We start from the raw sequence: 21,524 nt of genomic DNA on the forward strand, positions 1-21,524 counted from the left end.
CACCAAACCGATCAGCGCGGCCGGCCCAGCCCCGTGACGAGGAGGCCGACCAGGCGGCGGGCGTCGTAGCGCGGGTCGCTGCCCGCGCCGATGCAGAGGTTGCCGACGCCGCGCATGAGGGCGTACGCCTCGATGTCGGAGCGGATCTCGCCGGCGGCGGCAGCGGCTCGGAGGAGGTCGGCGCAGACGGGGAGAAGGCGGTCGAGGAAGTACGTGTGCAGGGTCTCGAAGCCCGCGCTGTCGGAGTGCAGCACCCCGGCGAGGCCGTGCTTGGTGACCAGGAAGTCGACGAAGAGGTCGATCCACTGGCGGAGCGCGGCGAACGGGGAGTCGGCAGCGGCCAGCAGCCTGGGGCCGGCCTCCGCGCACGCCTCGATCTGATGGCGGTAGACGGCGGTGACGAGATCCGCCCGGGTCGGGAAGTGGCGGTAGATCGTCCCCATGCCGACCCCCGCGCGGGCCGCGATCTCGCGGATCGGCGCCTCGACGCCGGAGGTGACGAAGACCTCCGCGGCGGCCGCGAGCAGCGCCTGCTGGTTGCGCACCGCGTCGGCGCGCTTGCTTCGGGGCTGCGCCTTCCCGGCGGAGTCCTCGGTGGACATCAGGCTTCCTCCGACACCATTGACAAAGCGGAACAGCGTTCCGGATACTAAGTGGAGCAACGTTCCGGTTCAGGTTAGCCGTACCGGGCATCCCTGACCACCCCGGTCCGGGTACGCCCGACCAACAGGTTCGGGCCTTCCCGACCACCCGGTCCGGGTACGCCCCGACGGCCCCGGCCGGACGCCTCCACCACCCAACCTCCCCAGCCGCCCCGCCCAAGGCCGTCCGGCGGCAGGGGCACAGAAGGGAAACGCCTCCATGACCCCATCGACGCCGACCACCGCGGCCGGCTCCCCCGCATCCGCGCCCGTCCTCTCGTACGCCCCGGTGGCGCTGAAGGTGCCCGGACGCCCGGTGGACCTGCACGTGCGCGTCACCGCGCCCGCGAGCGGTACCGAGCTGCCCGTCATCCTCCTCTCGCACGGCCACGGCCCCTCGAACCATCTGTCCTCCCTGCACGGCTACGCACCGCTCGCCGACCGCTGGGCGGCGCAGGGCTTCGTCGTCGTCCAGCCCACCCACCTCAGCTCGAGGACCCTGAGCCGGCTCGTCGCCGACGCCCCCGGCGCGCCCTTCTTCTGGCGCTCCCGCGCCGAGGACATGACGCACGTCCTCGACCGGTTCGACGCGATCGAGGCCGCCGTACCGCTGCTCGCCGGACGCGTCGACCGCACCCGGATCGCCGTCGCCGGACACTCGCTCGGCGGGCACACCGCCGGCCTCCTGCTGGGCGCCCGCAACGCCGACGAGGCCACGGGGGAAGTGGTGGACCTGCTCGAATCCCGGATCACCGCGGGCGTTCTGCTCGCGGCACCCGGCCGCGGCGGCGATGTCCTGAACGGCCCCATGGCGGAGGCGATCTCGTTCGTGCACTCGTCCGACTTCTCCACCATGACCACCCCGGCCCTGGTCGTCGTCGGCGACAAGGACGACGCCCGGCACTTCACCGACGCCGGACCGGACTGGCACACCGACCCCTACGCCCTCGCCCCCGGCCCCAAGACCCTGCTGACCCTGTTCGGCGCCGAGCACGGACTCGGCGGGATCGCCGGATACGACGCCGCGGAGACGACCGACGAGAACCCCGCGCTCGTCGCCGCCCTCGGCCGTCTGGTCCCGGCCTACCTCCGCAGCCGGTTCGACCCCGCCGACAACTCCTGGCGGACGGCGAGCGAGGCGCTGACGACCGGCCCCGACGCGGTCGGACGAGTGGAGTCCAAGTAGCCGGCCCAGGCAGGGGGCACGCCGGGAGAGCGAGGTCCGCGCAGGGGGGAGCTGACCGGCAAGGAACTTGACGGGCACTCACTTTGCCCAACTGACAGCCCATCAACAGCAACGGTTCCTACGGTGCCGTGCTCATGACAGACACGTCGAAGGCAAACCCCACACCGATCGGCCGCCGCACCGTACTGATCGCCACCGGCGCCACGGCCGCGGCACTGACCGTGGGCGCCGCAGCGCCCGAGAGCCGCACAGCCGCCCAGGCACCCGTCGCCGCCGCGGCCGTCTGCACCCTCACGAAGGAGATGACCGAAGGCCCCTACTACCTCGACGGACAGCTCGTCCGCGCCGACGTCGGCGAGGACAAGACCGGCATCCCGCTGGAGCTCACCCTCACCGTCGTCGACGACAGCACCTGCGCGCCCCTGAACAGGGCGCTGGTGGAGATCTGGCACTGCGACGCCCTCGGCGAGTACTCCGGCTTCGTCGGCAACAACGGCCACGACGAGCCCGACAACGGCACCTTCCTGCGCGGGGGCGTCCTCACCGGCACGGACGGCGTCGCGCGCATCACCAGCGTGTACCCCGGCTGGTACCGGGGCCGCTGCGTCCACATCCACGTCAAGGTGCACACCGACGTCACCCTCACCGCCGACGGCTCGTTCACCGGCGGCCAGGAACTCCACACCGGCCAGCTCTTCTTCGACGAGACCGTCACGACGCGGGTCGCGGCCCTGGCCGCCTACGCCGCCAACACCGTCCCGCGCACCACCCTCGCCCAGGACGGCATCTACGACGACGGAGGCGCCGCGTCCGGACTGCTGACCCTGACCACGCTGGGCGGCTCCCCCTCCGCCGGCTACGCGGGAACGCTGACCCTGGGCGTGGAGAGCTAGCCGGCCGGCCCGACCCCTGCGACCGGACCGCGCCCGCCCCTCCAGGCGGGCGCGGTCCGACGTGTGCCTACTTGCCCGGGCACTCCTTCCACGCCAGGTGGTACACCGTGCTGATGTCGCCGTCCGTCGAGTCCATGGTCATGAAGCTGACCTTGCTCGGCGAGGACGAGCCGAGGTTGACCCGCAGTTCGGTGTTGATGTTGAAGTTGCGCTGGACTCCGCAGGGCGCCCAGACCAGCTGGGCCCAGTCGGTCTCGTCGGTGGCCTGCCAGTTGTCGTTGAGGGGGCCGCTGAACGGGTGGCTGCGGAACTGCGTGTTGGGTGAGCCCTGGAAGTAGTACGAGGCTCTCTGTATGGCGCTCGAACCGGGCTGGAGGGCCGCGAAGCCCCGGTAGTCGGCGCTGGCGATGGCGTACGTGAAGCCGCCGGGGACGTGCACGACCAGGCTGAGCTGGCAGTTCTTACGGAACGCCGTGGGGTCGGAGTTGCCGCCGACCTGGGCGAGGTAGTCGCTGTAGGTCACGGTGAAGGCGGTGTTGTCCTCGGAGACGGCGACGGCCGTGGTGCCCTGGGGGCAGCCGGAGCCGTTCACCGTGGCGACCTTGATGACGATCTTGTCCGGCGGCGGGTTGTCGAACGCCGGGGACGCTTGCGCGGGCAGGGCCGCGGTGAGAAGAGCGGCCAACGAGCCGCCGCTCAGCAGGAATCGCAGGAGTCCACGTGCCATGGATCTCTCCTCGGGAATGGGGGGTGGCTGCGCCCCCGGCCCCTTTCGGCCCCGTCGAGTCTTCGTTGAACCTTTGAAGAAACAGTGAGGTTTCTGTGAAGGCCGAAGGCGTTCGCATCGTAGGGGTCGCGAGAGTTCCGGACAGGGTCCAACTCCAGCCATTTACCGGCTAGTTGAGCCGAGCGTCATCACGTCGTTCACAGCCGCGCATCCAGCCGTTCCGCGGTCGCGCTCTTGACTTCCCGCACCGTGGCGGCCGCTTTCCTCTCCTTCAGATGGGCGCGGACCGAGTACGCCAGGGCGGCGGCCCACAGCGCGTACAGGGCGACGTGGAGCACGTCGTTCGCCAGCAGGGTGCGGGCGTTGGTCACGACGATCACCCCGCCGACCGCCGAGCCCAGCACCCGCGGCGGCAGCAGCCGCACCAGCCACGCGGCGATCGGCGCGGCCACCAGACCGCCCAGCAGGAACGCGGCGACCCAGACGGCGTCGATGCCCCGGGAGCCCAGCGAGAACAGGAACCCGAGGCTGGCGGCGACCGCCACCAGGAACTCGCTGGTGTCGATGGAGCCGATCACCTTGCGGGGTTCCATCCGGCCGCCGGCCAGCAGCGCCGGTGTGCCGACCGGCCCCCAGCCCCCTCCCCCTGTGGCGTCCAGGAACCCGGCGAGCAGCCCGAGCGGGGCCAGGAACCGGCGCCGGAGCGGCTTGCCCAGGCGGTCCTTCGGCAGGCCCCGGAAGGTGAACCGGATCATGACGTAGACACCCAGCCCGAGCAGGGTCAGGGACATCGCCGGCTTCGCGACCTCGGTCGAGAGGCGGGACAGCACCGTCGCCCCGAGGAACGCGCCCACCGCGCCCGGCACCCCGATCCTCGTGACCACTTTCCAGTCGACGTTGCCGAAGCGCCAGTGCGCCGCCCCGGACATCAGGGTCGTGCCGATCTCGGCCAGGTGGACGGTGGCGGAGGCGGCGGCGGGATTGGTGCCCAGGGCCAGCAACAGCGTGGTCGACGTCACCCCGTAGGCCATGCCGAGGCTGCCGTCCACGAGCTGGGCACCGAGGCCCGCGAGGGCGAGCAGGATCAGCGTGCGCATGAGGGGTGACAGTAGGGCCCCGAACTGAGCGCGGCCTTAGCGAAGCTGAGCGCAGTCTTGGGGCCCCATGAGGATTTCTCGGGTGGCTCGATCAGCCCAGCCGGATCACGTTCCACGACAGCGGTTCCAGTACGGCGGTGAGCCGGCCGTCCTTCACCGCGGTGCCCTCGACCCGGTGCGGGGCGACCCGCTCGGGGTCGTCGAGGGTGTTGCGGGCGTCCGGGTCGGCGTCCGCGAGGGCGCTGTGCTCGACGACCCGCGTGAGGTCGAGGCCGTTCAGGGTGACGTCGAGCGGCAGGGCCTCGGTACGGCTGCGGTTGACGGCGAAGACGGTGACCGTGCCGTCGTCGGCGCGTACGGCGGTGGCGTGCAGCAGGTCGGTCTCGCCGTACTTGCGTGTCTCGTACGTCGGAGAGTCGACCCGGACGTCGAGGACCTGGCCGCGGCCGTGCTCGGCGGCCTGCGCGAAGGGGAAGAACGTCGTCTGCCGCCAGGCGGGGCCGCCCGGTTCGGTCATGATCGGGGCGATGACGTTCACGAGCTGCGCGAGGCAGGCGACGGTGACGCGGTCGGCGTGGCGCAGCAGGGCGATGAGGAGCGAGCCGAAGACGACGGCGTCGGTGACGCTGTAGCTGTCCTCCAGCAGACGCGGGGCCTCGGGCCAGTCGTGCTGCTCGAAGGTCTTGGCGTGCGCCTCCCACTCGGGCAGGTACCAGACGTTCCACTCGTCGAAGGAGAGGTTGATCCGCTTCTTCGACTTCAGCCGGGCGCCCACGTGGTCGGCGGTCGCGACCACGTTGTCGATGAAGGACTCCATGTCGACGGCGGAGGCGAGGAAGGAGTCGATGTCGCCGTTCTCGGGCCAGTAGTAGGCGTGCAGCGAGATGTGGTCGACGAGGTCGTACGTCTCCTGCAGGACCGTCGCCTCCCACTCGGCGAAGGTCGGCATGGCCTGGCTGGAGGAGCCGCAGGCGACGAGTTCGACGCGCGGGTCGAGCTGGCGCATGGCGCGGGCGGTCTCGGCGGCGACGCGGCCGTACTCCTCGGCCGTCTTGTGGCCGGTCTGCCAGGGGCCGTCCATCTCGTTGCCCAGGCACCACAGCCGGATACCGAAGGGGTCCTTGTCGCCGTGGGCGACCCGCAGGTCGGACAGGGCGGTGCCCTCGGGGTGGTTGGCGTACTCCTGGAGTTCGAGGGCTTCGGCGACGCCGCGGGTGCCGAGGTTGACGGCCATCATGGGCTCGGCCCGCGGGCCGATCTTGCGCAGGAAGTCGATGTACTCGGAGAGGCCGAAGCGGTTGGACTCCGTGGAGTGCCAGGCGAGGTCGAGGCGGCGGGGGCGGTCCTCGGCGGGGCCGACGGAGTCCTCCCACCTGTAGCCCGACACGAAGTTGCCGCCGGGGTAGCGGACGGCTGTGACGCCGAGTTCGCGGACCAGGTCCAGGACGTCCTGGCGCAGGCCCTTGTCGTCGGCCGTGGGGTGGTCGGGTTCGAAGATGCCGGTGTAGACGCAGCGGCCGAGGTGCTCGACGAAGCTGCCGAAGAGGCGGGGGTTGACCTCGCCGACGGTGAAGGCGGGGTCGAGGGTGAAGCGGGCGGTGTGCATGTGCGCCTTTCGGGGTGGGTGGTTCTCGGCTCGTGGGCGGCTGCGGGCCGTTCGTGGCTGGTCGCGCAGTTCCCCGCGCCCCTGAAGGGCGTCGGGCCAACCGTTCTCGTCGGGTTACTGGCCCGCCAGACCCGTATGGGCCACTCCGGCGACGATCTGCCGCTGGAAGAACACGAACACGACGATCAGTGGAAGCCCCGCCATGAGGCCGCCGGCCATGAGCTGGGCCCACTGGATGCCGTAGGAGTTCATGACGGTCGCGATGCCGTTGGGCATCGTCATCAGGTCGGGGTTGTTGGTGACCATGTAGGGCCACAGGAAGTTGTTCCACGACGCGATGAAGGTGAAGATGCCGACCGCCGCGAGGGAGGGGCGGGCGAGCGGGACGACGATGGTGAAGAAGACCCGCCAGCGGCCCGCGCCGTCGATGAACGCGGCCTCCTCCAGCTCGCGCGGCACCCCCTGGAAGAACTTGTAGAGGATGTAGACCATCGCGGCGGGCGCGCACTGCGGCAGGATCATGCCCCAGTAGGTGTCGACCATCCCCATCTGCTGGACCGTGGTGAACAGCGGGACGCCGAGGACCGCCGGGGAGATCATCAGGCCCGCCATCACCACGCCCATCAGCACGCCCTTGCCGCGGAACTCCGTGCGCGCGAAGCCGTATCCGGCGAGCGCGCTCACCACCAGCACGACGGATGTCACGCAGACCGAGACGACCAGGGAGTTCACGAACCAGTCGGTGATGTTGCCGGTCTCGAACAGGGCCGTCCACGCCTGGCCCGTCCAGTCCTTCGGCAGCCAGTGCGGAGGCACCTCCACCGCCTCGGTCTCCGACTTCAGGGAGGTGAACAGGCCCCAGGCGAAGGGCGAGAGGAAGACGACGGAGACCGCCGCGCCGAGGAGGGTGAGGACGATCTGGCTCGGGGTCCAGGGCCTGCGGGGCTGTGCGGCCGTACTCATCGGGTGGCCTCCTCACGGTTGCGCAGCAGCCACATCCTGGCGAGGGCGACGACCGCGATGATCACGAAGAAGATGACGGAGATCGCTGAGGCGTAGCCCACGCGATAGCTGGTGAACCCCTCTTCGAGGGTGTACTGCACGAAGGTGCGGGTCGAGTTCTCCGGTCCGGGCCCGAAGTCCAGCATCACGACGGCCTGGTCGAACACCTGGAGCGAGGCGAGGATCTGGAGGGTGATGACCAGACCGGTGATGTTGCGCAGCATCGGCAGGGTGATGTGGACCATGCGGTGCCAGGCGTTCGCGCCGTCGAGCTTGGCGGCCTCGTAGAGGTGGTCGGGGATGGACTGGAGCGCGGCGAGGTAGAGCAGGAAGCTGAAGCCGACCGTCCACCACAGGGTGGTGATGACGATGGCGAGCATCGCGTACGCCTTGTCGGTCAGCCACGGGGTCTCGATGCCGAGGACGTGGTTGATCATTCCCGTGCCGGGGTTGAACAGCCACTGCCACAGGTTGCCCGCGACGGTGGAGGGCAGCAGGAAGGGCGCGAAGAAGCACAGGCGCCACAGCCATCTGCCGCGCTCGATGTGGTGGGCCAGCATCGCGAGCAGGAAGGCGAGGACGGTGATGCAGGGCACGACCAGGAGCGTGAAGTAGGCGCTGTGGCCGAGGGCGTCCCACATCAGCGGGTCGTCGAGGGCCTCGCGGTAGTTGTCGAGGCCGACGAAGCTCTCACCGTCGCCGGTGATGTCGGCGTCGGTGAGGCTGAGGTAGATGCCGCGCAGCAGCGGCCAGATCACGAACAGGGCGAAGAGCACCAGGAACGGCGCCACGAACCAGCCGCCGTGCTGGAAGCCCTGCTTGCGGCGCGGGACGGCGCTGTCGGCGGCGGTCGTGACGCGGGGCGGCGCGAGGACGGTCTCGGCGGTCGTCATGCTGCCGTACCTCCTTGCGCGGCGGTCCTGCCGTCCATGGGGTTCTTCATGGCGAGCAGTGCGGTGAGTTCGCTCTTCATGCGGCGGGCGACGGCGTCGGGCTTCGCGGAGCCCATGGTCGAGGAGACGACGATCGGGCCGACGCGCTGGGCGAGGATGCCGGTGGAGCCCGCGAACCACACCTTCGGCTCGGTGGCCTGGTGGTCCATGGCGGAGGCGTACTCGTTCTGCGGTTCGAGCTTTCGGTACGGGCCGGTGGACAGCGTCGGTGTGTACGCGGGGATGTGGCCGCCGGCCGCCCACTGCCGGGCGTGGGTGACGATGTAGGCGGCGAGCCGGTGGGCCCCGTCGTTCGCGGCGCCGCCCCGGTCGGACCGGTGGGGCAGGACGAAGGCGTGCGACTCGGCGTGGGTGGCCTGCCGGCCGAAGACGGGCGGCAGCGGGACGGCGCCGTAGTCGAGCTTCGCGCCCGAGTAGACCGGCACCGACCAGTTGCCCTCCCAGGCGAAGGGTGCGCCGTTGAGGAACTGTTCGGCGCCGACGGTGCCCATGCCCGGGTTCGCGTACCCGTCGGCGACGTGCCGGCGCAGGAACTGAAGGACCTGGGTGGCCTTGTCGGTGTCGAAGGTGACCTCGGCGTTGTCCCGGTCGAACCAGGTGCCGCCGAGCTGGGTGTAGAAGGCGACGAAGAACCACCACTGGAAGTTCTGGTCGTTGACCCACAGCCCGATGGTCTGCAGGCCCTTCCTGGTCGCCTTCCTGGCCTCCTTCAGCACGCCGAACCAGTCCTCGGCCGAGGTGACGGGCACCATCCGGTCGTCGGCGCCGAGCAGGCCCGCCTTCCTCAGCACGTCCTTGCGGTAGAAGCAGAGCTGGACGTGGATGTCGAGCGGGAGGGCGTAGAGCCTGCCGTCGATGACGCCGCGCTGCCACAGGGCGGGGTTGAAGTCGCCTTCGCGCACCCCGTACTCGGCGAGCAGGCCGACGTCCCAGGGGTCCAGGAGGCGGCCGGGCGAGAAGCCGGTGACCCGGCCCAGGTGCATCACGCCGAGGTCGGGTGCGCGGTTGCCGGCGGCCGCCATGGCGAGCTTGGTGTAGAAGGGGTTGCCCCACTGGAGGGTGGAGTCCTTGACGTCGATGCCGGGGTTCGCCGCGCGGAAGGCGTCCAGCATCGCGATCATGTTGGAGCCGTCGCCGCCGCTGAACAGGTTCCAGTAGCGCACCCGGGTGTCCGCGCCGGAGGCGAGCGCGTCGGCGCCCGTACCCAGAGCCGCGAAGCCGAAGCTGCCGGCCACCGCCAATCCTCCGGCGGCGGCCAGAAGTTGCCTGCGATTCAGGTCAGGTCGTCCCATTGCCTGCCCTTACTGTTCGAGATATCGAATTCTGCACGTAACTTCGAACGGGACCGTAGGATGGAAGCGCTTTCCAGTCAATGCCTCGTGCACGAATTCCGAGCGTGTGAGGGGGCGCCGGTGAAGCAACTCCCGAAGGGGCACGGACGGCGCCGGACCATGGGCGGCGGGCGCCGAACCTCGCGCGGCGGGCGCCGAACCTCACGCGGTGGGCGCCGCGCACAGCGACTCCCGAAGGGGCGCGGGGAATTACGCGACCCGCCCCCACCGGCCGGCGGCCGGCAACGAACCGTTCCCGGCTGCGGGCCCCACCACATGGTTCCCGCTTGAACAACGGTCGCCGGATCACATGACGCGAACACTTCGCGCCGCGTAGGCTCGAACAGCCCGCCGAACGGCGGGGGAACAGGGGGTGCGATGGACATCGCGGGCGCGCGCAGGAGGGCGGCCCGGGTAGCCGCGGCGTTACGGCCACGGCGTTCTCCCGTTGCCGCCGGGATGCGGGACCTGGCTTCCGATCTCAGCGCGGCCGTGCGTGCCAGACCCCACCCCCCGGCGGACGTCGGCGAGTTGTGCCACGCGCTGTGCGCCGAGATGAGCGCGCGGCGCGGCGGACGCCCCGTGGAGCTGCGGTTCGAACGGTTCCCCGACGAGATCGAAGTGACCGGCCTGTGCGTGGAGTTCCAGGACTTCGACCTGGTCATCGTCGAGGAGCGGGCGGAGGCGGTGCAGCGGCTGGTCGTCCTCGGCCATGAGCTGTGGCACCTGCACGCCGGCCACCGCCACCCGCACACCGCCGGCAGCGCCGCGGCGCACGCCCTCGCGGGCAGCCCCGGCTGGCAGGACACGGCCCTCGCGGTCGCCGCGCGCAACGGCTCACGACAGCGGGACGAGGCCGAGGCCGACGACTTCGGCCACCGGCTGGCAGCGGCGTTCCGACCGCTGCCGGCGGGGCAGGCACCGGACGGAACGCCGGGCCCGCTTCAACGTTCGCTCGGCTATCGCGGGACCGGGAGGACTACGCGGTGAACACCTTGCTGGCGCAGGACCCCTCCGGTGTCCTCGGCGATCTGTACATATCGTTCTGGATCCCCACCGTGGTGCTGACCGCCGCCCTGGCAATCAAGCTGCCCACGATCATCCGGCTGTGGCGCGACCCCTTACTGCGTGCCGTCGGCGGCCTGCTGGTGATCGCCTGCTGCGTGTTCGTCTTCGCGGCCCCGGCGACCATCGCGTGGGTCAACCGCGTCACGGGCGTGCCGAACATCGCGGCGCCCCTGGTGTACTCCCTCATCACCGCGTTCTGCGGGTCCTGTCTGCTGCTGATCATCGCGTGGCGCAACGGCCTGTCCGACCGCACCGCCGAGACCCGCCGCGTCATGCGCCTGGTCGTCTTCGCGTACTCGGGCGTGATCACCGCGCTCTGGGTGCTCTTCGCCCTCGCGGACGCGCCCGTGGAGCGGGTACGGGATCTGGACACCTACTACGCCAACACGCCGTTCATGCGCGAGGAGACGCTGCTCTATCTGCTCGCGCACTGCACGGCTGTCCTCATCACGTCCCGGCTGATCTGGAACTGGGTGCGCACCGACGGCCTCGACGCCTGGCTGCGCTGGGGGCTGGTGTGCCTGGGGGTCGGCTACGCCCTCAACCTGATCTTCGACGCGGCCAAACTGACGGCCGTAGTGGCGCGCTGGACGGGACACGACCTGGACTGGCTGAGCACCGACCTCGCGCCGCCGGTCGCCGCACTGTCCGCCATCCTGATCGCCGTGGGCTTCATCCTGCCGCACGCCGGCCAGTACCTGCACGACCGTTGGCGGGTCCGCCTGGCCCACCACGAGCTGCGGCCGCTGTATCTGCTCATGCGGTCCGTCAACGGCTACGGCCTGCCGTTCGTGTTGCGCGCTTCGCCGGAGCTGCGACTGATCCGGCGCGAGACCTTCATCCGGGACGTGCTGCTGCCGTTGACCCGGCACATGGACGAGGATCTGAGCCGGCGGTCGTACGACGCCGCGCTCGCCGTCGGCTGTGAGCCCGGCCGGGCGAAGGCGATCGCCGCCGCCATCACCATTCAGGACGCCGCCGAACGCCGGACCCGGGACCCGGACGAGGGCAGCGACGGAGGTGCAGGCACCGCGGATCTTCTGCGGGACATCGGAGACGTCTCCCGCGCCCTCCGCCACCGCGAAGAGATCCAAGCGGTCCGTGCTCGTACGGCCGCCCGAAGAGGAAACGTGCCCGTACATGACTGAACGCACCACCGCCGTCGTTCTGGGCGGCTCCCTGGCCGGCATGCTCGCCGCACGCGCACTGGCCGACGTCGTCGACCACGTCACCGTCGTGGAACGCGACGCACTGCCCACCGGCCCCGAGCCCCGCAAGGGCCTGCCGCAGGCGCGGCACGTCCACCAGTTGTGGTCGGGCGGGGCACGTGCCCTGGAGCAGCTGCTACCGGGCATCGTCGGCCGGCTGCGGGACGCGGGCGCGCACCGGTTGCCGGTGACGACGGACGTGGTGGCGCTGTCGCCGCACGGCTGGTACCGGCGGTGGGCCGAGTCGCACCACATGCTGCTGTGCAGTCGCGACCTGCTGGACGCGAGCGTGCGGGCGGCGGTCCTGGCCTCCGGTCGCGTCGAATTGCTGCAGGGCACCGAAGTGCTGGGGCTGATCGGTACGCACGAGGCGGTGCAGGGCGTACGGGTCGCCGCCCACCGGTCCGCCTCCCCCTCCGGCCCTCCCGAACGGCTGCTGACCGCCGATCTGGTGATCGACGCCACGGGACGCGGCTCGCGTGCGGCGCACTGGCTGACGGATCTCGGGCTGCCGCCGGTCCGCAGACGCGAAGTGGACTCCGGTGTGACGTACGCGAGTCGGCTGTTCCGTGCTCCCGAGGCGGCGCGTGAGGGCTTCCCGTTGGTCAACGTCCAACCGGACCCCCGCGCCGGGAAACCCGGGTGCGGGGGTGTCCTGCAACCCATCGAGGACGGCCGGTGGCTCGTCACGCTCTTCGGATCCCGGGGCGGCGAACCCCGCGTCGAGGCCGAGGACTTCCTGCGGTACGCACGCGAGGATCTCCGGCACCCCGTCATCGCCGAACTGCTCACCTTCGCGGAGCCGTTGACCGACGTGGCCTACACACGAACGACCGCCAACCGGCGCCACTACTACGAGCGCATGGCGGCCTGGCCGGAGAACTTCGCCGTACTGGGGGACGCCCTGTGCGCGCTCAACCCGATCTACGGGCACGGGATGTCGGTGGCCGCTCAGGAGGCCGTCGCCCTGCGGGACACGCTACGGCGCCACGGCCTACGGGCGTCCGGTCTGGCGCGCCGGATCCAGCGAGCGGTGGCGCAGCCGGCCGCCGGCGCGTGGGACCTGGCCCTCGGGATGGACGTCTTCTATCCCGGAGCCACTCCGGACGGCCCCACCTGGCGCGACCGGATCGTGGCGGCCTATGTGGGACGACTGCTGCACACCGCCACCGGGAACGGGCGGATCGCGCGCAGGGTCACCGATGTGACGTCGCTGGAGCGCGGGGCGGAGGTACTGCTGACGCCGTCCGTCGCACTCGCCGCCCTGGTCGGTCCGCTCAAGCCGCCGTTGAACGGACCGCCGTTGACCGTGGAGGAACTGAAGGCCACGGGGCTGCGCTAGCCGGCTTCAGCCCCGGAAGGCGGGCTGCGCCAGCCCCTTCCCCGCACCAGGGACGACCAGCAGTGACCCCGCCAGCGGGAGCGGCGAGGTCAGCCCGACGCGGGCCGTCGTGATGTACAGGTCGGTCAGGTCGGGCCCGGCGAACGCGCACGCCGTCACCCGGGGCACCGGAAGCTCGACGACCCGGTCCAGCACGCCGGCCGGCGTGTAACGGCGTACCGCCGAGCCGTCCCACAGGGCCACCCACACACAGCCGTCGGCGTCCACCGTCAGCCCGTCGGGGAACCCGGCGCCGTCCTCGATCTCGACGAACGGCCGCCGGTCGCGGACCCGCCCGTCCGCGTGGTCGAGGACGTCGACGCGCCGCGTGGGCGAGTCGATGTAGTACATGCGGCTGCCGTCGGGGCTCCAGCCCGTGCCGTTGCTGACCGCCACGTCGTCGAGGACGAGGTCGACCGCGCCGTCGCCCGTGAAGCGGGACAGGCTGCCGCCGCCTGGGGCCTCGTCGTAGCGCATGGTGCCCGCCCACAGGGAGCCGTCGGGGGCGACGGCGGCGTCGTTGGCGCGGCGGCCGGGGACGGGCTCGTGGTGCAGCCAGCGGAAGGTGTCGTCCGGGTCGAGCAGTCCGACACCGTCGCGGAGGTTGAGGACGAGCCCGCCGCCGACGCGGGGCTTGACGGCCCCGACGTGCTGCGGGGTCGTCCGCACGGTCCGGCGCCCGGAGACGGGGTCGTAGGTGTGCACCCGCGACCCCAGGATGTCGATCCACAGCAGCCGGCCGCTGCGGGCGTCCCAGGTCGGTCCCTCACCGAGCTCCGCCTCCGCCCGGACCGCGACCTCGTAGCCCGCGCTCATGCCACGCTCCGGTGGCCGAGGCGCTCCGACAGCTCGGCGGCGCCCTTGGCGGCGAGCTGCTCCAGCTCGGCGCGGCGCTCGTCGCTCCAGCGGATCATGGGGACGGAGATGGAGAGGGCGGCGACGACCTGCCCGGTGCGGTCCCGGACGGGGGCGGCCACGCACGAGACGTCCGGGTTGGACTCCCGGCTCTCCACGGCGATCCCGCGCTGCCGGATCACGGCGAGAGCCTCGCGCAGGGCGCCCGGTTCGGTGATGCTGTTCGGAGTCATGGCGACGAGCTCGGCGCCGTCGGGGACCCGGGAGCTGAGCTCCGGCTCGGGAAGGGAGGCCAGCAGCATCTTGCCGACGGACGTGCAGTGCGCGGGGAGCCGGCGACCGGCGGCGGACACCATCCGCACCGCGTGCGTGGAGTCGACCTTGGCGATGTAGATGACGTCCGTGCCCTCCAGGATCGCCACGTGCACGGTCTCGTCGCAGGTCTCGGCGACGGACCGCGCGACCTGCTGCCCCTCGGCCGCGAGGTCGAGCTGCTCGGCGTACCGGCTCCCGAGCTGGTACGGCCGTACACCCAACCGGTACCGACCCGGCTGGCCCGGGACCTGGACGATGTACGACCGGGCTGCGAGCGTGGTCACCAGCTCGTGCACGGTCGTGCGCGGCAGCTGGAGCTTGCGCACGATGTCGGGGGCGGAGAGCGTGCCGTCCCCGTCGAGGAAGAGCTCGAGGATGTCCAGAGCCCGCGTCACGGCTGGTACGAGGCGTCCCACGTCCGGCCCCCTCCCTTGCGTCAATGTGGCTGCGTTCGATATTTCAACAGCCGATCGGGATAACGAACACAGGCTACTCAAAGTCCGTTTCCCCCGGCAATGGCCGCGCGCGGACCAGCCCGAAAGCTCCTCGGGCGGGATAGATGGCCAGTACCGTTGCCCATGTGCGGCTCGTCACATCTGCCGTACGGGGAGGCACCTGGGGGAATCGCTGACGCATGCCCTCAGGTGAGTGATTTGGGGGGATTCTGTGCGCGAAATGATCAAGGGCTCGAATGTGGCGCTGACGGCACTGAGCGAGGACGTCGGCACGGTGATCGTCAGCCTGGGCTGGATCAGCCCCACCGGTGAGGGCGACGCCGACGTGTCCGTGCTGCTGCTGGACGACAACGGCAAGGTACGCAGTGACGGCGACTTCTACTTCTACAACAACCCCGTGGCCGCCGACGGCAGTGTGCAGCTGTTGGGGAAGACGCCGACGGAGGACGGGAACGAGGACCGCATCTGCTTCGATCTCACGGCGGTCCCTCCGCAGGTCGAGCGCATCGTCGTGGCCGCGAGCCGGTACGGCGATGCACGCTTCGGCGAGCTGGAGAACGTCCAGGTGAGGCTGGCAGACGCGGCTGGCGAGAGCCTTCTGAGGTTCGCCATCGACGACGTCGACGCGGTCAGCGCGATCATCTTCGGAGAGCTGTACCGGCGTGGGGAGGAATGGAAGTTCCGTGCCGTCGGCCAGGGCTACGAAAGCGGCCTGGCCGGTCTGGCCACGGACTTCGGCGTCGACATCGAGGACGACGCCGCGGAGGTCGACGCACAGGCCGAGGCGGAGGCGGAGGCACGGGCCGAGGCTGCCGTCGAAGTCGAGAAGGAGCCGGTGTCCGCGGTGGAAGCGCCGGGCGCGACCGACCCGGTGGGCCCGGCGAACGGCAGCGGACAGCCGGACCCCGTGGCCCCGGCCACCCCGGCGGCGACGCTGGAGGCGGTCCCGGGACCTCGCCGACCGGACACTACCGAGACCGAGCCGACGAGGCGGACGGGGACTGCGGCGCGGCCGCGTACGGCGAAGAAGAAGGTCACGCTGCCCAAGATGACCAGGAAGTCGCTGGCGGAGAACGAATCCTGGAAGGAGGCCCGTCTCTTCCCGGTCTCCTCCCTCAAGAGCGACCGTGACCGGGAGATGCGCGCCACCTCGGTGCTGCTGTCGGTAATGGCCCAGGTGCCGGAGTTCGGTAGGCGGCTCACGGCCGCGTTCGGCGCCCCCTCGGGCCGTACCGAGACGTTCACCGAGGTCTCGCTGCCGCACGGCGACACACCGCGCCGCCCCGACGGCGTGATCCGAGTGGAACGGGCCGGCAAGTTGTGGACGGCCCTGGTGGAGACGAAGACCAACGGCAACTCTCTCAAGTCGGATCAGGTCCAGGCGTACATGGACATCGCCGCGCGCCGTGGCTACGAGGCGGTGATCACGCTGTCCAACGACGTCGCCCTTGAAGGCAGCCCGCTCGTCGACGTCAAGATCGACGGGCGGCGAAAGCACAAGGTGGCTCTCTGGCATCTGTCCTGGGCGGAAGTCGCCCATCAGGCGCAGATGTTGATCCGCCACGAGGGAGTCGGCAACGCGGCACACGCCTGGCTGCTCCAAGAGCTGCTGCACTATCTCCAGCACGAGAACTCCGGCTGCCACGGCTTCCAGAACATGGGCGCGGCATGGGTCCCCGTGCGTAACGGCATCGACGACGAGACCCTCTGCCAGGGCGACCCGCGCACGCTGGAGGTCGTCGAGAGCTGGGAGCGCCTGATCCGTCAGGTGTGCCTCCGGATGGGCGGCGAGCTGGGCCAGAAGGTGCTTCCGGTGCAACGCGCCAAGCGCGGCGCGGATCCCGGAACCCGCAGAGCGCTGCTGGCCGACCAGTTGTGTCTGGACGGGCGGCTTCAGGCGGAGTTGCGCATCGAGGGCACCCCCGGCGTCCTGGCCGTAAGCGCCGATCTGCGCACCGGCAAGCTCCGCACCTCCGTGGAGATCCCGGCGCCCGACCAGGGCTATCCGCTCAGTTGGGTCAAGCGCCTCGTCCGCCGCCTGGCCGACGCCCCTGCCGACCTTCACGTCGAGACTCTGGTCGAGGGTGACACCGGCGGACCTCGCGGCACCCTGGAACGCCTCCGTCCGGAACCCGCGGACCTGCTCCCGAAGAACACCGCCACCCGGATCACCGGCTTCCGCCTGTCCCTCTTCAAGGGCATGGGCAGCACCCGCGGCAACGCGGAGTCCGGATTCATCCGCAGCGTGGACGAAGCGGTGCATCGCTTCTATACGACGGTGGTGGTGCACCTGGACCGCCCCGCACCGCGACGGGCGGCGGCGAAGGAGACCGCCGGCGCGGGGTGACGAAGCACCGCCTCAGTCGCCCCGCTCCCCCACCCTGACGTACGTCACGTCGAAGTCCGTCGTCCACCGCTCCCCGTCCGGGGACTGTTCCCAGGTGCCCTCCATCGTGTGGGCGTCGGGGCTGACGGTGGCGGTGAGGCGTTGGTGGAAGCCGGGGGCCGTGCGCCACTGGTGCCAGGTGCGGTCGGACATCGTGGCCCGGTAGACGCGGGCGACGGCGCGGCCGTCGGCGTACAGGACGGTGTACTCGTCGGAGGTGTCGTCGTAGCCGATCAGGGCGAGGGTGGGGAACGGGGCGTTCGCGGCCCAGGCGCCGGGCAGGGCGGTGTCGGGGCCGGTGTCCGCGCGCTGGGCGAGGAAGGCGCCGCCCTCCGTCCACGCGAACTCCGTGCGGATCGGGCCGACGGTCCGGCCGGCGGCCCACAGGTCCCAGGCGCCGAGCATGGCGTCCAGTCGGCGCAGGGCGGGGTGGGGGGTCGGTTGGCGCATCGGGGTTCCTCCTGCTGTGGGGCGATCCGGGTCCGGGGCCGGGCCCCGGGGCGGCGGGTCGTCGGCGGTCGGCGGTCTCGGGTGGCGGGTCGTCGGCGGTCGTCGGTCTCGGGTGGCGGGTCGTCGGCGGTCGGCGGTCACGGGCGGCGGGTCGTCGGCGGTCGGCGGTCTCGGGTGGCGGGTCGTCGGCGGTCGGCGGTCTCGGGTGGCGCGCGGAGCAGGCGCGCGCCCGGCGGGTACGCCGACCTCAGTACGCGGGGTTACTCCCGCTGTCAGACGTGCTCGCCGTCCTCGACCGGCACCGTGATGTCCATGTCTTCCACGCCCTCGAAGAACACGTCGTCCGCCTCGGCCAAGAGGCTGAGCCGGCCCGCGCGCCGGGTCGCCCTCGTCGTCCACGTCGTCGCCTCCGCGAGCTGGGTCGGGCTCACGCTCGGGCTGCTCGCGCTCGGGAGCACCGCGGCCGGTACCGGGTCCGCGGTGACCGTGGAGGCGTCGGTGCGGGCCATGAAGCTGTTCGCCGACTGGCTGCTGCTGCCGGTCGCGTTCCTCACGCTGGTCAGCGGGCTGGTGCTGTCCCTGGGCACGCAGTGGGGGCTGGCCCGGCACCGGTGGGTCTACCTCAAGTTCTGGCTGACTCTCGCCACCACCACCGCCACGGTCTTCGCCCTGCGCCCCGGCGTGAACTCGGCGGTCGCCGCCGTCGCCGCGGGCGGGCCGCTGCCGGACGCCGGGGACGTGCTGTTCGGGCCGATCGTGTCCCTGTCGGCGTACGTCTTCATGACGGTGATCTCCGTGCTCAAGCCCTGGGGGCCGACCAAGCGCGGACGGCGGCTGCGGGAGGCCGCCGGCCGGCGGTCCGGCACCGCCGCGAAGCCGGCCGAGCCCGCGCGGCTCAGCGCCTGACGCGCGCGCCGGCCGTCACAGGTACTGCCCGTCGTCCGTCCCCTTCCCCACCCCCGGCCACACCTTCACCGCCGCCACATGGGCGAAGTTGACCAGGGCGAAGCCGTTCTCGGCGTCGTCGGGTGCGGTCAGCTCGAAGCGGAGGGTGCGGGACTCGTCGAAGGCCTCGTTGAGGGCCGCGACCGCCGAGTCGAGGGTGGGGAAGTCGACGGTGCGCAGGGTGAGGGGCTCGCCCTTCACGGGCTGGAGCCAGATGTGTAACTCCGGGTTCGCGGGCATACGGCCACCATGCGCGCCGGACCCGGCCCGCACAAGTGCCCCACCCCGGACAGCCTCCGGCGCCCGGCGCCCCACACTCACCGGTGGCGCGTCTCGCCCAGCGCCCCCCTCAACCGCTGTGCCCGCAGTACCAGTTCCAGCTCGAACCGGCGGTCCGGGTCGTCCATCTCCTCGCCCCACAGTTCCCGGATCTGCCGCAGCCGGTAGCGGACGGTCTGGGGATGCACCCCGAGGCGGGCCGCCACCTCCGGCGCCCCGCCCCTGGTCTCCAGCCAGGCCAGCAGGGTTTCCGCGAGGCGCCGGCCGTGGGTGGGCCCGCAGTGCTCCAGCGGGGCCAGACATCGGACCGCGAGGTCGTCGATGAGCTCCTCGGGCTGGAGCAGCACCAGCGCCTCCGTGTGCTCGGTGCAGTACAGGACCTCACCGGCCGGCAGCAGCCGCCGTTCCATCAGGCGTACGGCGGCCTCGGCCCAGCGCAGCGACTTCGCCGCGTCGGAGAGGGGGACGGGAGGGCCGATCGCCCCGGACCAGCCGCACAGGGCCCGGTGCAGGAGTTCGGGGCGGCCCGCCGCGTCCGGCTCGGGGACGACCATGCGCGGCTGCTCGTACTCCAGGTCGAGCAGCACGCCCTGCCCGACCGCGGGCGCCAGCGCCTCGCGCGCCGGCCGCAGCAGCACACCCACCGCGACCTTCTCCGGCAGCGGCCAGCCGATCCGGGCCGCCCGCTCGGACAGGGCGTCCGCCGGATCGCCCCGGTGGTGTTCGGCCAGCAGCAGCTCCATCAGCCGGCGCTGGAGGCGCAGTCGCTCGCCCGCCTGGCGCGCCGCCGCCTCGGCGTACCCGCGCACCGACTGGTCGACGAGGCCGTCGAGATACTCGTATCCGGCGTCCACCAGCTCGTACATCGCGGGCGGCGGGATGTCGACGCGCTGGCCGATCTCGGCGAAGCGGCGCCAGGCCAGCCGTACGCCCAGCCGGTAGATCGCCTGGAGGGAGTCGAGCGATCTGCCGTTCAGGCCCTCGCCGCGGCCGAACTCCTGGAAGACACCCGGCGGCATGCTCGGCCGGCCCTCGGAGGTCTCCAGGTGCTGGACGAAGACCTCGATCGCGCGCCGTATCCCCACCAGCGCCATCGGCTCGCCCGACTCGTCGAGGACGACCGGCAGATGCGGGTACTCGCGCTGGATCTCGCGCAGGATCTCCTCGGCGAGGGCGGGGGCGTCCGCCATGGCCAGCTCCGCGAAGCGACGGACCTGGAAGCGGGGTACGTCCCGCCAGGCCGAGCGGGTGGCGGCGGGTGAGGCCGTGGAGCGGGTGGCGGCCACGGTCAACTCCCCTGGCCCGCTCGCTCGTAGGTGATCAAGGGGGTGTTCGGCTGGTCGGGCGTCGCTTCAAGGAGTGCCACGACGCCGAGCGCGGCTCCCACCGCGAGGACGGCGGCGAGCGCGACGGTCAGCCCGGCGGCGAGCAGTCTGGGCATCGCAGGGTCAGCCTTCCTGTCCGAAGGTCCCGGAGGTCCCGACGGTTCCGGAGAACCTGAAGGTCCCGGCGGTCCCGGTGGTCCCGGAGGTTTCCCCACCCCGGTGTCGCTTGCCCGTTCCCGACCCCTGCCTGTCGGCCCAGTCTCGACAAGCCGTGACAGCGCGTCAAGACATTGACACTCCGTCAATGGACGCCTACGGTTCCCGGCCCAAGAACGGCCAGGCATCGACCGAGCATCGACCGTGCGTCAACCCCCCAGGAGTGCCGGATGCGCCGTACAGCCTCACCCCTCTCGTTGATCCTGCTGGGACTCGGCACGTTTCTGCTGGTACTGGCGCCGATGCTGGCCTGGTACGTCACCCCGCGCGCCGCCGTGAACCCCGTCGACATCGACACCACCGCCGTCTACAAGGGCACCGGGAGTGTCTTCGACACCGACAAGATCGAGACCGTGCCCGACCGGCGGATCACCGTCACGCAGCGGGTGCGGGGCGATGTGGCGGCGAGCGAGCGCAGCGGCAACGCCGTCTGGGACGTGATCACCACCGTCGACACCGACAAGTCGCTGCCGGCCGCCGACCCGTACGACGCGCTGGACTTCACCCCGCACCGCTGGGTGATGGACCGCACGACCACCAGGCCGGTGCACTGCTGCGGCGAGAAGCCGTACATCGAGGGCGAGGCCTATCTGAAGTTCCCGTTCGACGTGCAGAAACGCTCCTACCAGTGGTGGGACAACACCGGCGGCACGACGGTGACGATGCGCTACGCCGGCACCGAGAAGATCCAGGGCTACACGGGCTACCGGTTCACCGCCACGGTCGCGCCCCGCAAGGTCGGCACCCGGCTCGTCCCCGGCAGCATCGTCGACCAGCCGAACCGGCCGCAGGTGCTGGCCGAGGAGTGGTACTCCAACCACGGGTTCGAGCTGGTCGTGGACCAGCGCACCGGCCGGGTGATCTACGCGCAGACCGGTCCGCGCCGCACGCTGCGGGCGCCCGGCGGCGACAAGGACGCGACCGTGCTGCTGGACAGCGAGAAGATCGCGTTCACGGCGGCCACGCAGAAGGAGGCCGTACGGCAGGCGCGGCAGGACTCCGATCGACTGCGGTTGGTGGGCACGACGTTGCCCATCGGGACCGCTGTGGCGGGATTCGCGCTTGCGGTGGTGGGCGGGGTTTTGGTGGCGCGCGGGCGAAAGCGCCCGGAAGCGCCGGGCACGGTCGAGATGCCCCAGCCCTCGCTCACGATGTGACGTGACGTCAGCTCTAATAAAGCCGGAAATTGTCACGCCGGTGAGTAG

21 protein-coding genes are annotated in these 21,524 nt (G+C 71.2%); 8 read left to right on the forward strand and 13 right to left on the reverse strand.

Features of this window, described 5'->3' with window-relative positions:
- Window positions 1-11: 11 nt before the first annotated feature.
- Window positions 12-602, reverse strand: coding sequence for a TetR/AcrR family transcriptional regulator (locus ACGFW6_RS31405; protein WP_393517325.1), 591 nt, complete (start codon window positions 600-602; stop codon window positions 12-14).
- 259 nt (window positions 603-861) lie between these two features.
- On the opposite strand from ACGFW6_RS31405, the gene ACGFW6_RS31410 reads away from it, so the two are divergent.
- Both ACGFW6_RS31410 and ACGFW6_RS31415 read left to right on the forward strand, forming a co-directional pair.
- Window positions 862-1,827, forward strand: a complete 966-nt coding sequence (locus ACGFW6_RS31410) for an alpha/beta hydrolase family protein (RefSeq protein WP_393517327.1) — start codon at window positions 862-864, stop codon at window positions 1,825-1,827.
- A 134-nt stretch (window positions 1,828-1,961) separates the two neighbouring features.
- Window positions 1,962-2,720, forward strand: coding sequence for an intradiol ring-cleavage dioxygenase (locus ACGFW6_RS31415; protein WP_393517329.1), 759 nt, complete (start codon window positions 1,962-1,964; stop codon window positions 2,718-2,720).
- Window positions 2,721-2,787: 67 nt separating this feature from the next.
- Here ACGFW6_RS31415 and ACGFW6_RS31420 read toward each other — a convergent pair whose 3' ends face one another.
- From ACGFW6_RS31420 to ACGFW6_RS31445, 6 genes are all read right to left on the reverse strand, one after another.
- Window positions 2,788-3,447 carry a DUF4360 domain-containing protein gene (locus ACGFW6_RS31420; RefSeq protein WP_393517332.1) on the reverse strand — a complete coding sequence of 220 codons (660 nt, stop codon included), beginning with the start codon at window positions 3,445-3,447 and terminating at the stop codon, window positions 2,788-2,790.
- Window positions 3,448-3,644: 197 nt separating this feature from the next.
- Window positions 3,645-4,544: a sulfite exporter TauE/SafE family protein gene (locus tag ACGFW6_RS31425; RefSeq protein ID WP_393517335.1), complete on the reverse strand. Its 900-nt coding sequence runs from the start codon at window positions 4,542-4,544 to the stop codon at window positions 3,645-3,647.
- A gap of 91 nt (window positions 4,545-4,635) precedes the next feature.
- Window positions 4,636-6,150, reverse strand: a complete 1,515-nt coding sequence (locus tag ACGFW6_RS31430; RefSeq protein ID WP_393517338.1) for an alpha-N-arabinofuranosidase — start codon at window positions 6,148-6,150, stop codon at window positions 4,636-4,638.
- A gap of 114 nt (window positions 6,151-6,264) precedes the next feature.
- Complete coding sequence (locus ACGFW6_RS31435) at window positions 6,265-7,113, reverse strand: carbohydrate ABC transporter permease (protein WP_393517341.1); 849 nt, start codon at window positions 7,111-7,113, stop codon at window positions 6,265-6,267.
- Window positions 7,110-8,045: a carbohydrate ABC transporter permease gene (locus ACGFW6_RS31440; RefSeq protein ID WP_393517344.1), complete on the reverse strand. Its 936-nt coding sequence runs from the start codon at window positions 8,043-8,045 to the stop codon at window positions 7,110-7,112. The genes ACGFW6_RS31435 and ACGFW6_RS31440 overlap by 4 nt, the downstream gene beginning before the upstream one ends.
- On the reverse strand, window positions 8,042-9,397 hold the full coding sequence (locus ACGFW6_RS31445) for an extracellular solute-binding protein (protein ID WP_393517347.1): 1,356 nt from the start codon (window positions 9,395-9,397) through the stop codon (window positions 8,042-8,044). The genes ACGFW6_RS31440 and ACGFW6_RS31445 overlap by 4 nt, the downstream gene beginning before the upstream one ends.
- Window positions 9,398-9,814: 417 nt before the next feature.
- Here ACGFW6_RS31445 and ACGFW6_RS31450 point away from each other — a divergent pair, with 417 nt between their 5' ends.
- From ACGFW6_RS31450 to ACGFW6_RS31460, 3 genes are read left to right on the forward strand one after another with little or no spacing between them, the layout of a single operon-like run.
- A complete protein-coding gene (locus tag ACGFW6_RS31450; protein WP_393517350.1) occupies window positions 9,815-10,426 on the forward strand; it encodes a toxin-antitoxin system, toxin component family protein in 612 nt (203 codons plus the stop codon).
- Window positions 10,423-11,652 (forward strand): MAB_1171c family putative transporter, encoded by a 1,230-nt coding sequence (locus ACGFW6_RS31455; protein WP_393517353.1) that lies wholly within the window; start codon window positions 10,423-10,425, stop codon window positions 11,650-11,652. Before ACGFW6_RS31450 ends, ACGFW6_RS31455 begins: the two co-directional genes overlap by 4 nt.
- Window positions 11,645-13,054, forward strand: a complete 1,410-nt coding sequence (locus ACGFW6_RS31460) for an FAD-dependent oxidoreductase (RefSeq protein WP_393517356.1) — start codon at window positions 11,645-11,647, stop codon at window positions 13,052-13,054. Before ACGFW6_RS31455 ends, ACGFW6_RS31460 begins: the two co-directional genes overlap by 8 nt.
- Before the next feature lie 6 nt (window positions 13,055-13,060).
- Here ACGFW6_RS31460 and ACGFW6_RS31465 read toward each other — a convergent pair whose 3' ends face one another.
- Complete coding sequence (locus ACGFW6_RS31465) at window positions 13,061-13,909, reverse strand: SMP-30/gluconolactonase/LRE family protein (protein WP_393517358.1); 849 nt, start codon at window positions 13,907-13,909, stop codon at window positions 13,061-13,063.
- The gene (locus ACGFW6_RS31470) at window positions 13,906-14,679 is read right to left on the reverse strand and encodes an IclR family transcriptional regulator (protein WP_393517361.1); all 774 of its coding nucleotides are present in this window, start codon (window positions 14,677-14,679) and stop codon (window positions 13,906-13,908) included. Before ACGFW6_RS31470 ends, ACGFW6_RS31465 begins: the two co-directional genes overlap by 4 nt.
- Before the next feature lie 259 nt (window positions 14,680-14,938).
- Here ACGFW6_RS31470 and ACGFW6_RS31475 point away from each other — a divergent pair, with 259 nt between their 5' ends.
- Window positions 14,939-17,065, forward strand: a complete 2,127-nt coding sequence (locus ACGFW6_RS31475; RefSeq protein ID WP_393517364.1) for a TerD family protein — start codon at window positions 14,939-14,941, stop codon at window positions 17,063-17,065.
- A gap of 12 nt (window positions 17,066-17,077) precedes the next feature.
- On the opposite strand, the gene ACGFW6_RS31480 is transcribed toward ACGFW6_RS31475, so the two are convergent.
- Window positions 17,078-17,554, reverse strand: coding sequence for a hypothetical protein (locus ACGFW6_RS31480; protein WP_393517367.1), 477 nt, complete (start codon window positions 17,552-17,554; stop codon window positions 17,078-17,080).
- A gap of 312 nt (window positions 17,555-17,866) precedes the next feature.
- On the opposite strand from ACGFW6_RS31480, the gene ACGFW6_RS31485 reads away from it, so the two are divergent.
- Window positions 17,867-18,460 carry a DUF2269 domain-containing protein gene (locus ACGFW6_RS31485; protein ID WP_393517370.1) on the forward strand — a complete coding sequence of 198 codons (594 nt, stop codon included), beginning with the start codon at window positions 17,867-17,869 and terminating at the stop codon, window positions 18,458-18,460.
- 15 nt (window positions 18,461-18,475) lie between these two features.
- Here the strand turns inward: ACGFW6_RS31485 and ACGFW6_RS31490 are convergent, their stop codons facing one another.
- From ACGFW6_RS31490 to ACGFW6_RS31500, 3 genes are all read right to left on the reverse strand, one after another.
- Complete coding sequence (locus ACGFW6_RS31490) at window positions 18,476-18,739, reverse strand: hypothetical protein (RefSeq protein ID WP_393517373.1); 264 nt, start codon at window positions 18,737-18,739, stop codon at window positions 18,476-18,478.
- A gap of 77 nt (window positions 18,740-18,816) precedes the next feature.
- Window positions 18,817-20,064: a PucR family transcriptional regulator gene (locus tag ACGFW6_RS31495; RefSeq protein WP_393517376.1), complete on the reverse strand. Its 1,248-nt coding sequence runs from the start codon at window positions 20,062-20,064 to the stop codon at window positions 18,817-18,819.
- Window positions 20,065-20,066: 2 nt separating this feature from the next.
- Window positions 20,067-20,219 carry a hypothetical protein gene (locus tag ACGFW6_RS31500; protein WP_393517379.1) on the reverse strand — a complete coding sequence of 51 codons (153 nt, stop codon included), beginning with the start codon at window positions 20,217-20,219 and terminating at the stop codon, window positions 20,067-20,069.
- 270 nt (window positions 20,220-20,489) lie between these two features.
- Between ACGFW6_RS31500 and ACGFW6_RS31505 the strand changes: the two genes are divergently transcribed.
- Window positions 20,490-21,476 (forward strand): DUF3068 domain-containing protein, encoded by a 987-nt coding sequence (locus tag ACGFW6_RS31505; RefSeq protein WP_393517382.1) that lies wholly within the window; start codon window positions 20,490-20,492, stop codon window positions 21,474-21,476.
- The last annotated feature ends 48 nt before the right edge of the window (window positions 21,477-21,524 follow it).

This window comes from Streptomyces sp. Y7 (assembly GCF_043195415.1).
In the GTDB taxonomy this organism is placed as follows: Bacteria; Actinomycetota; Actinomycetes; order Streptomycetales; family Streptomycetaceae; genus Streptomyces.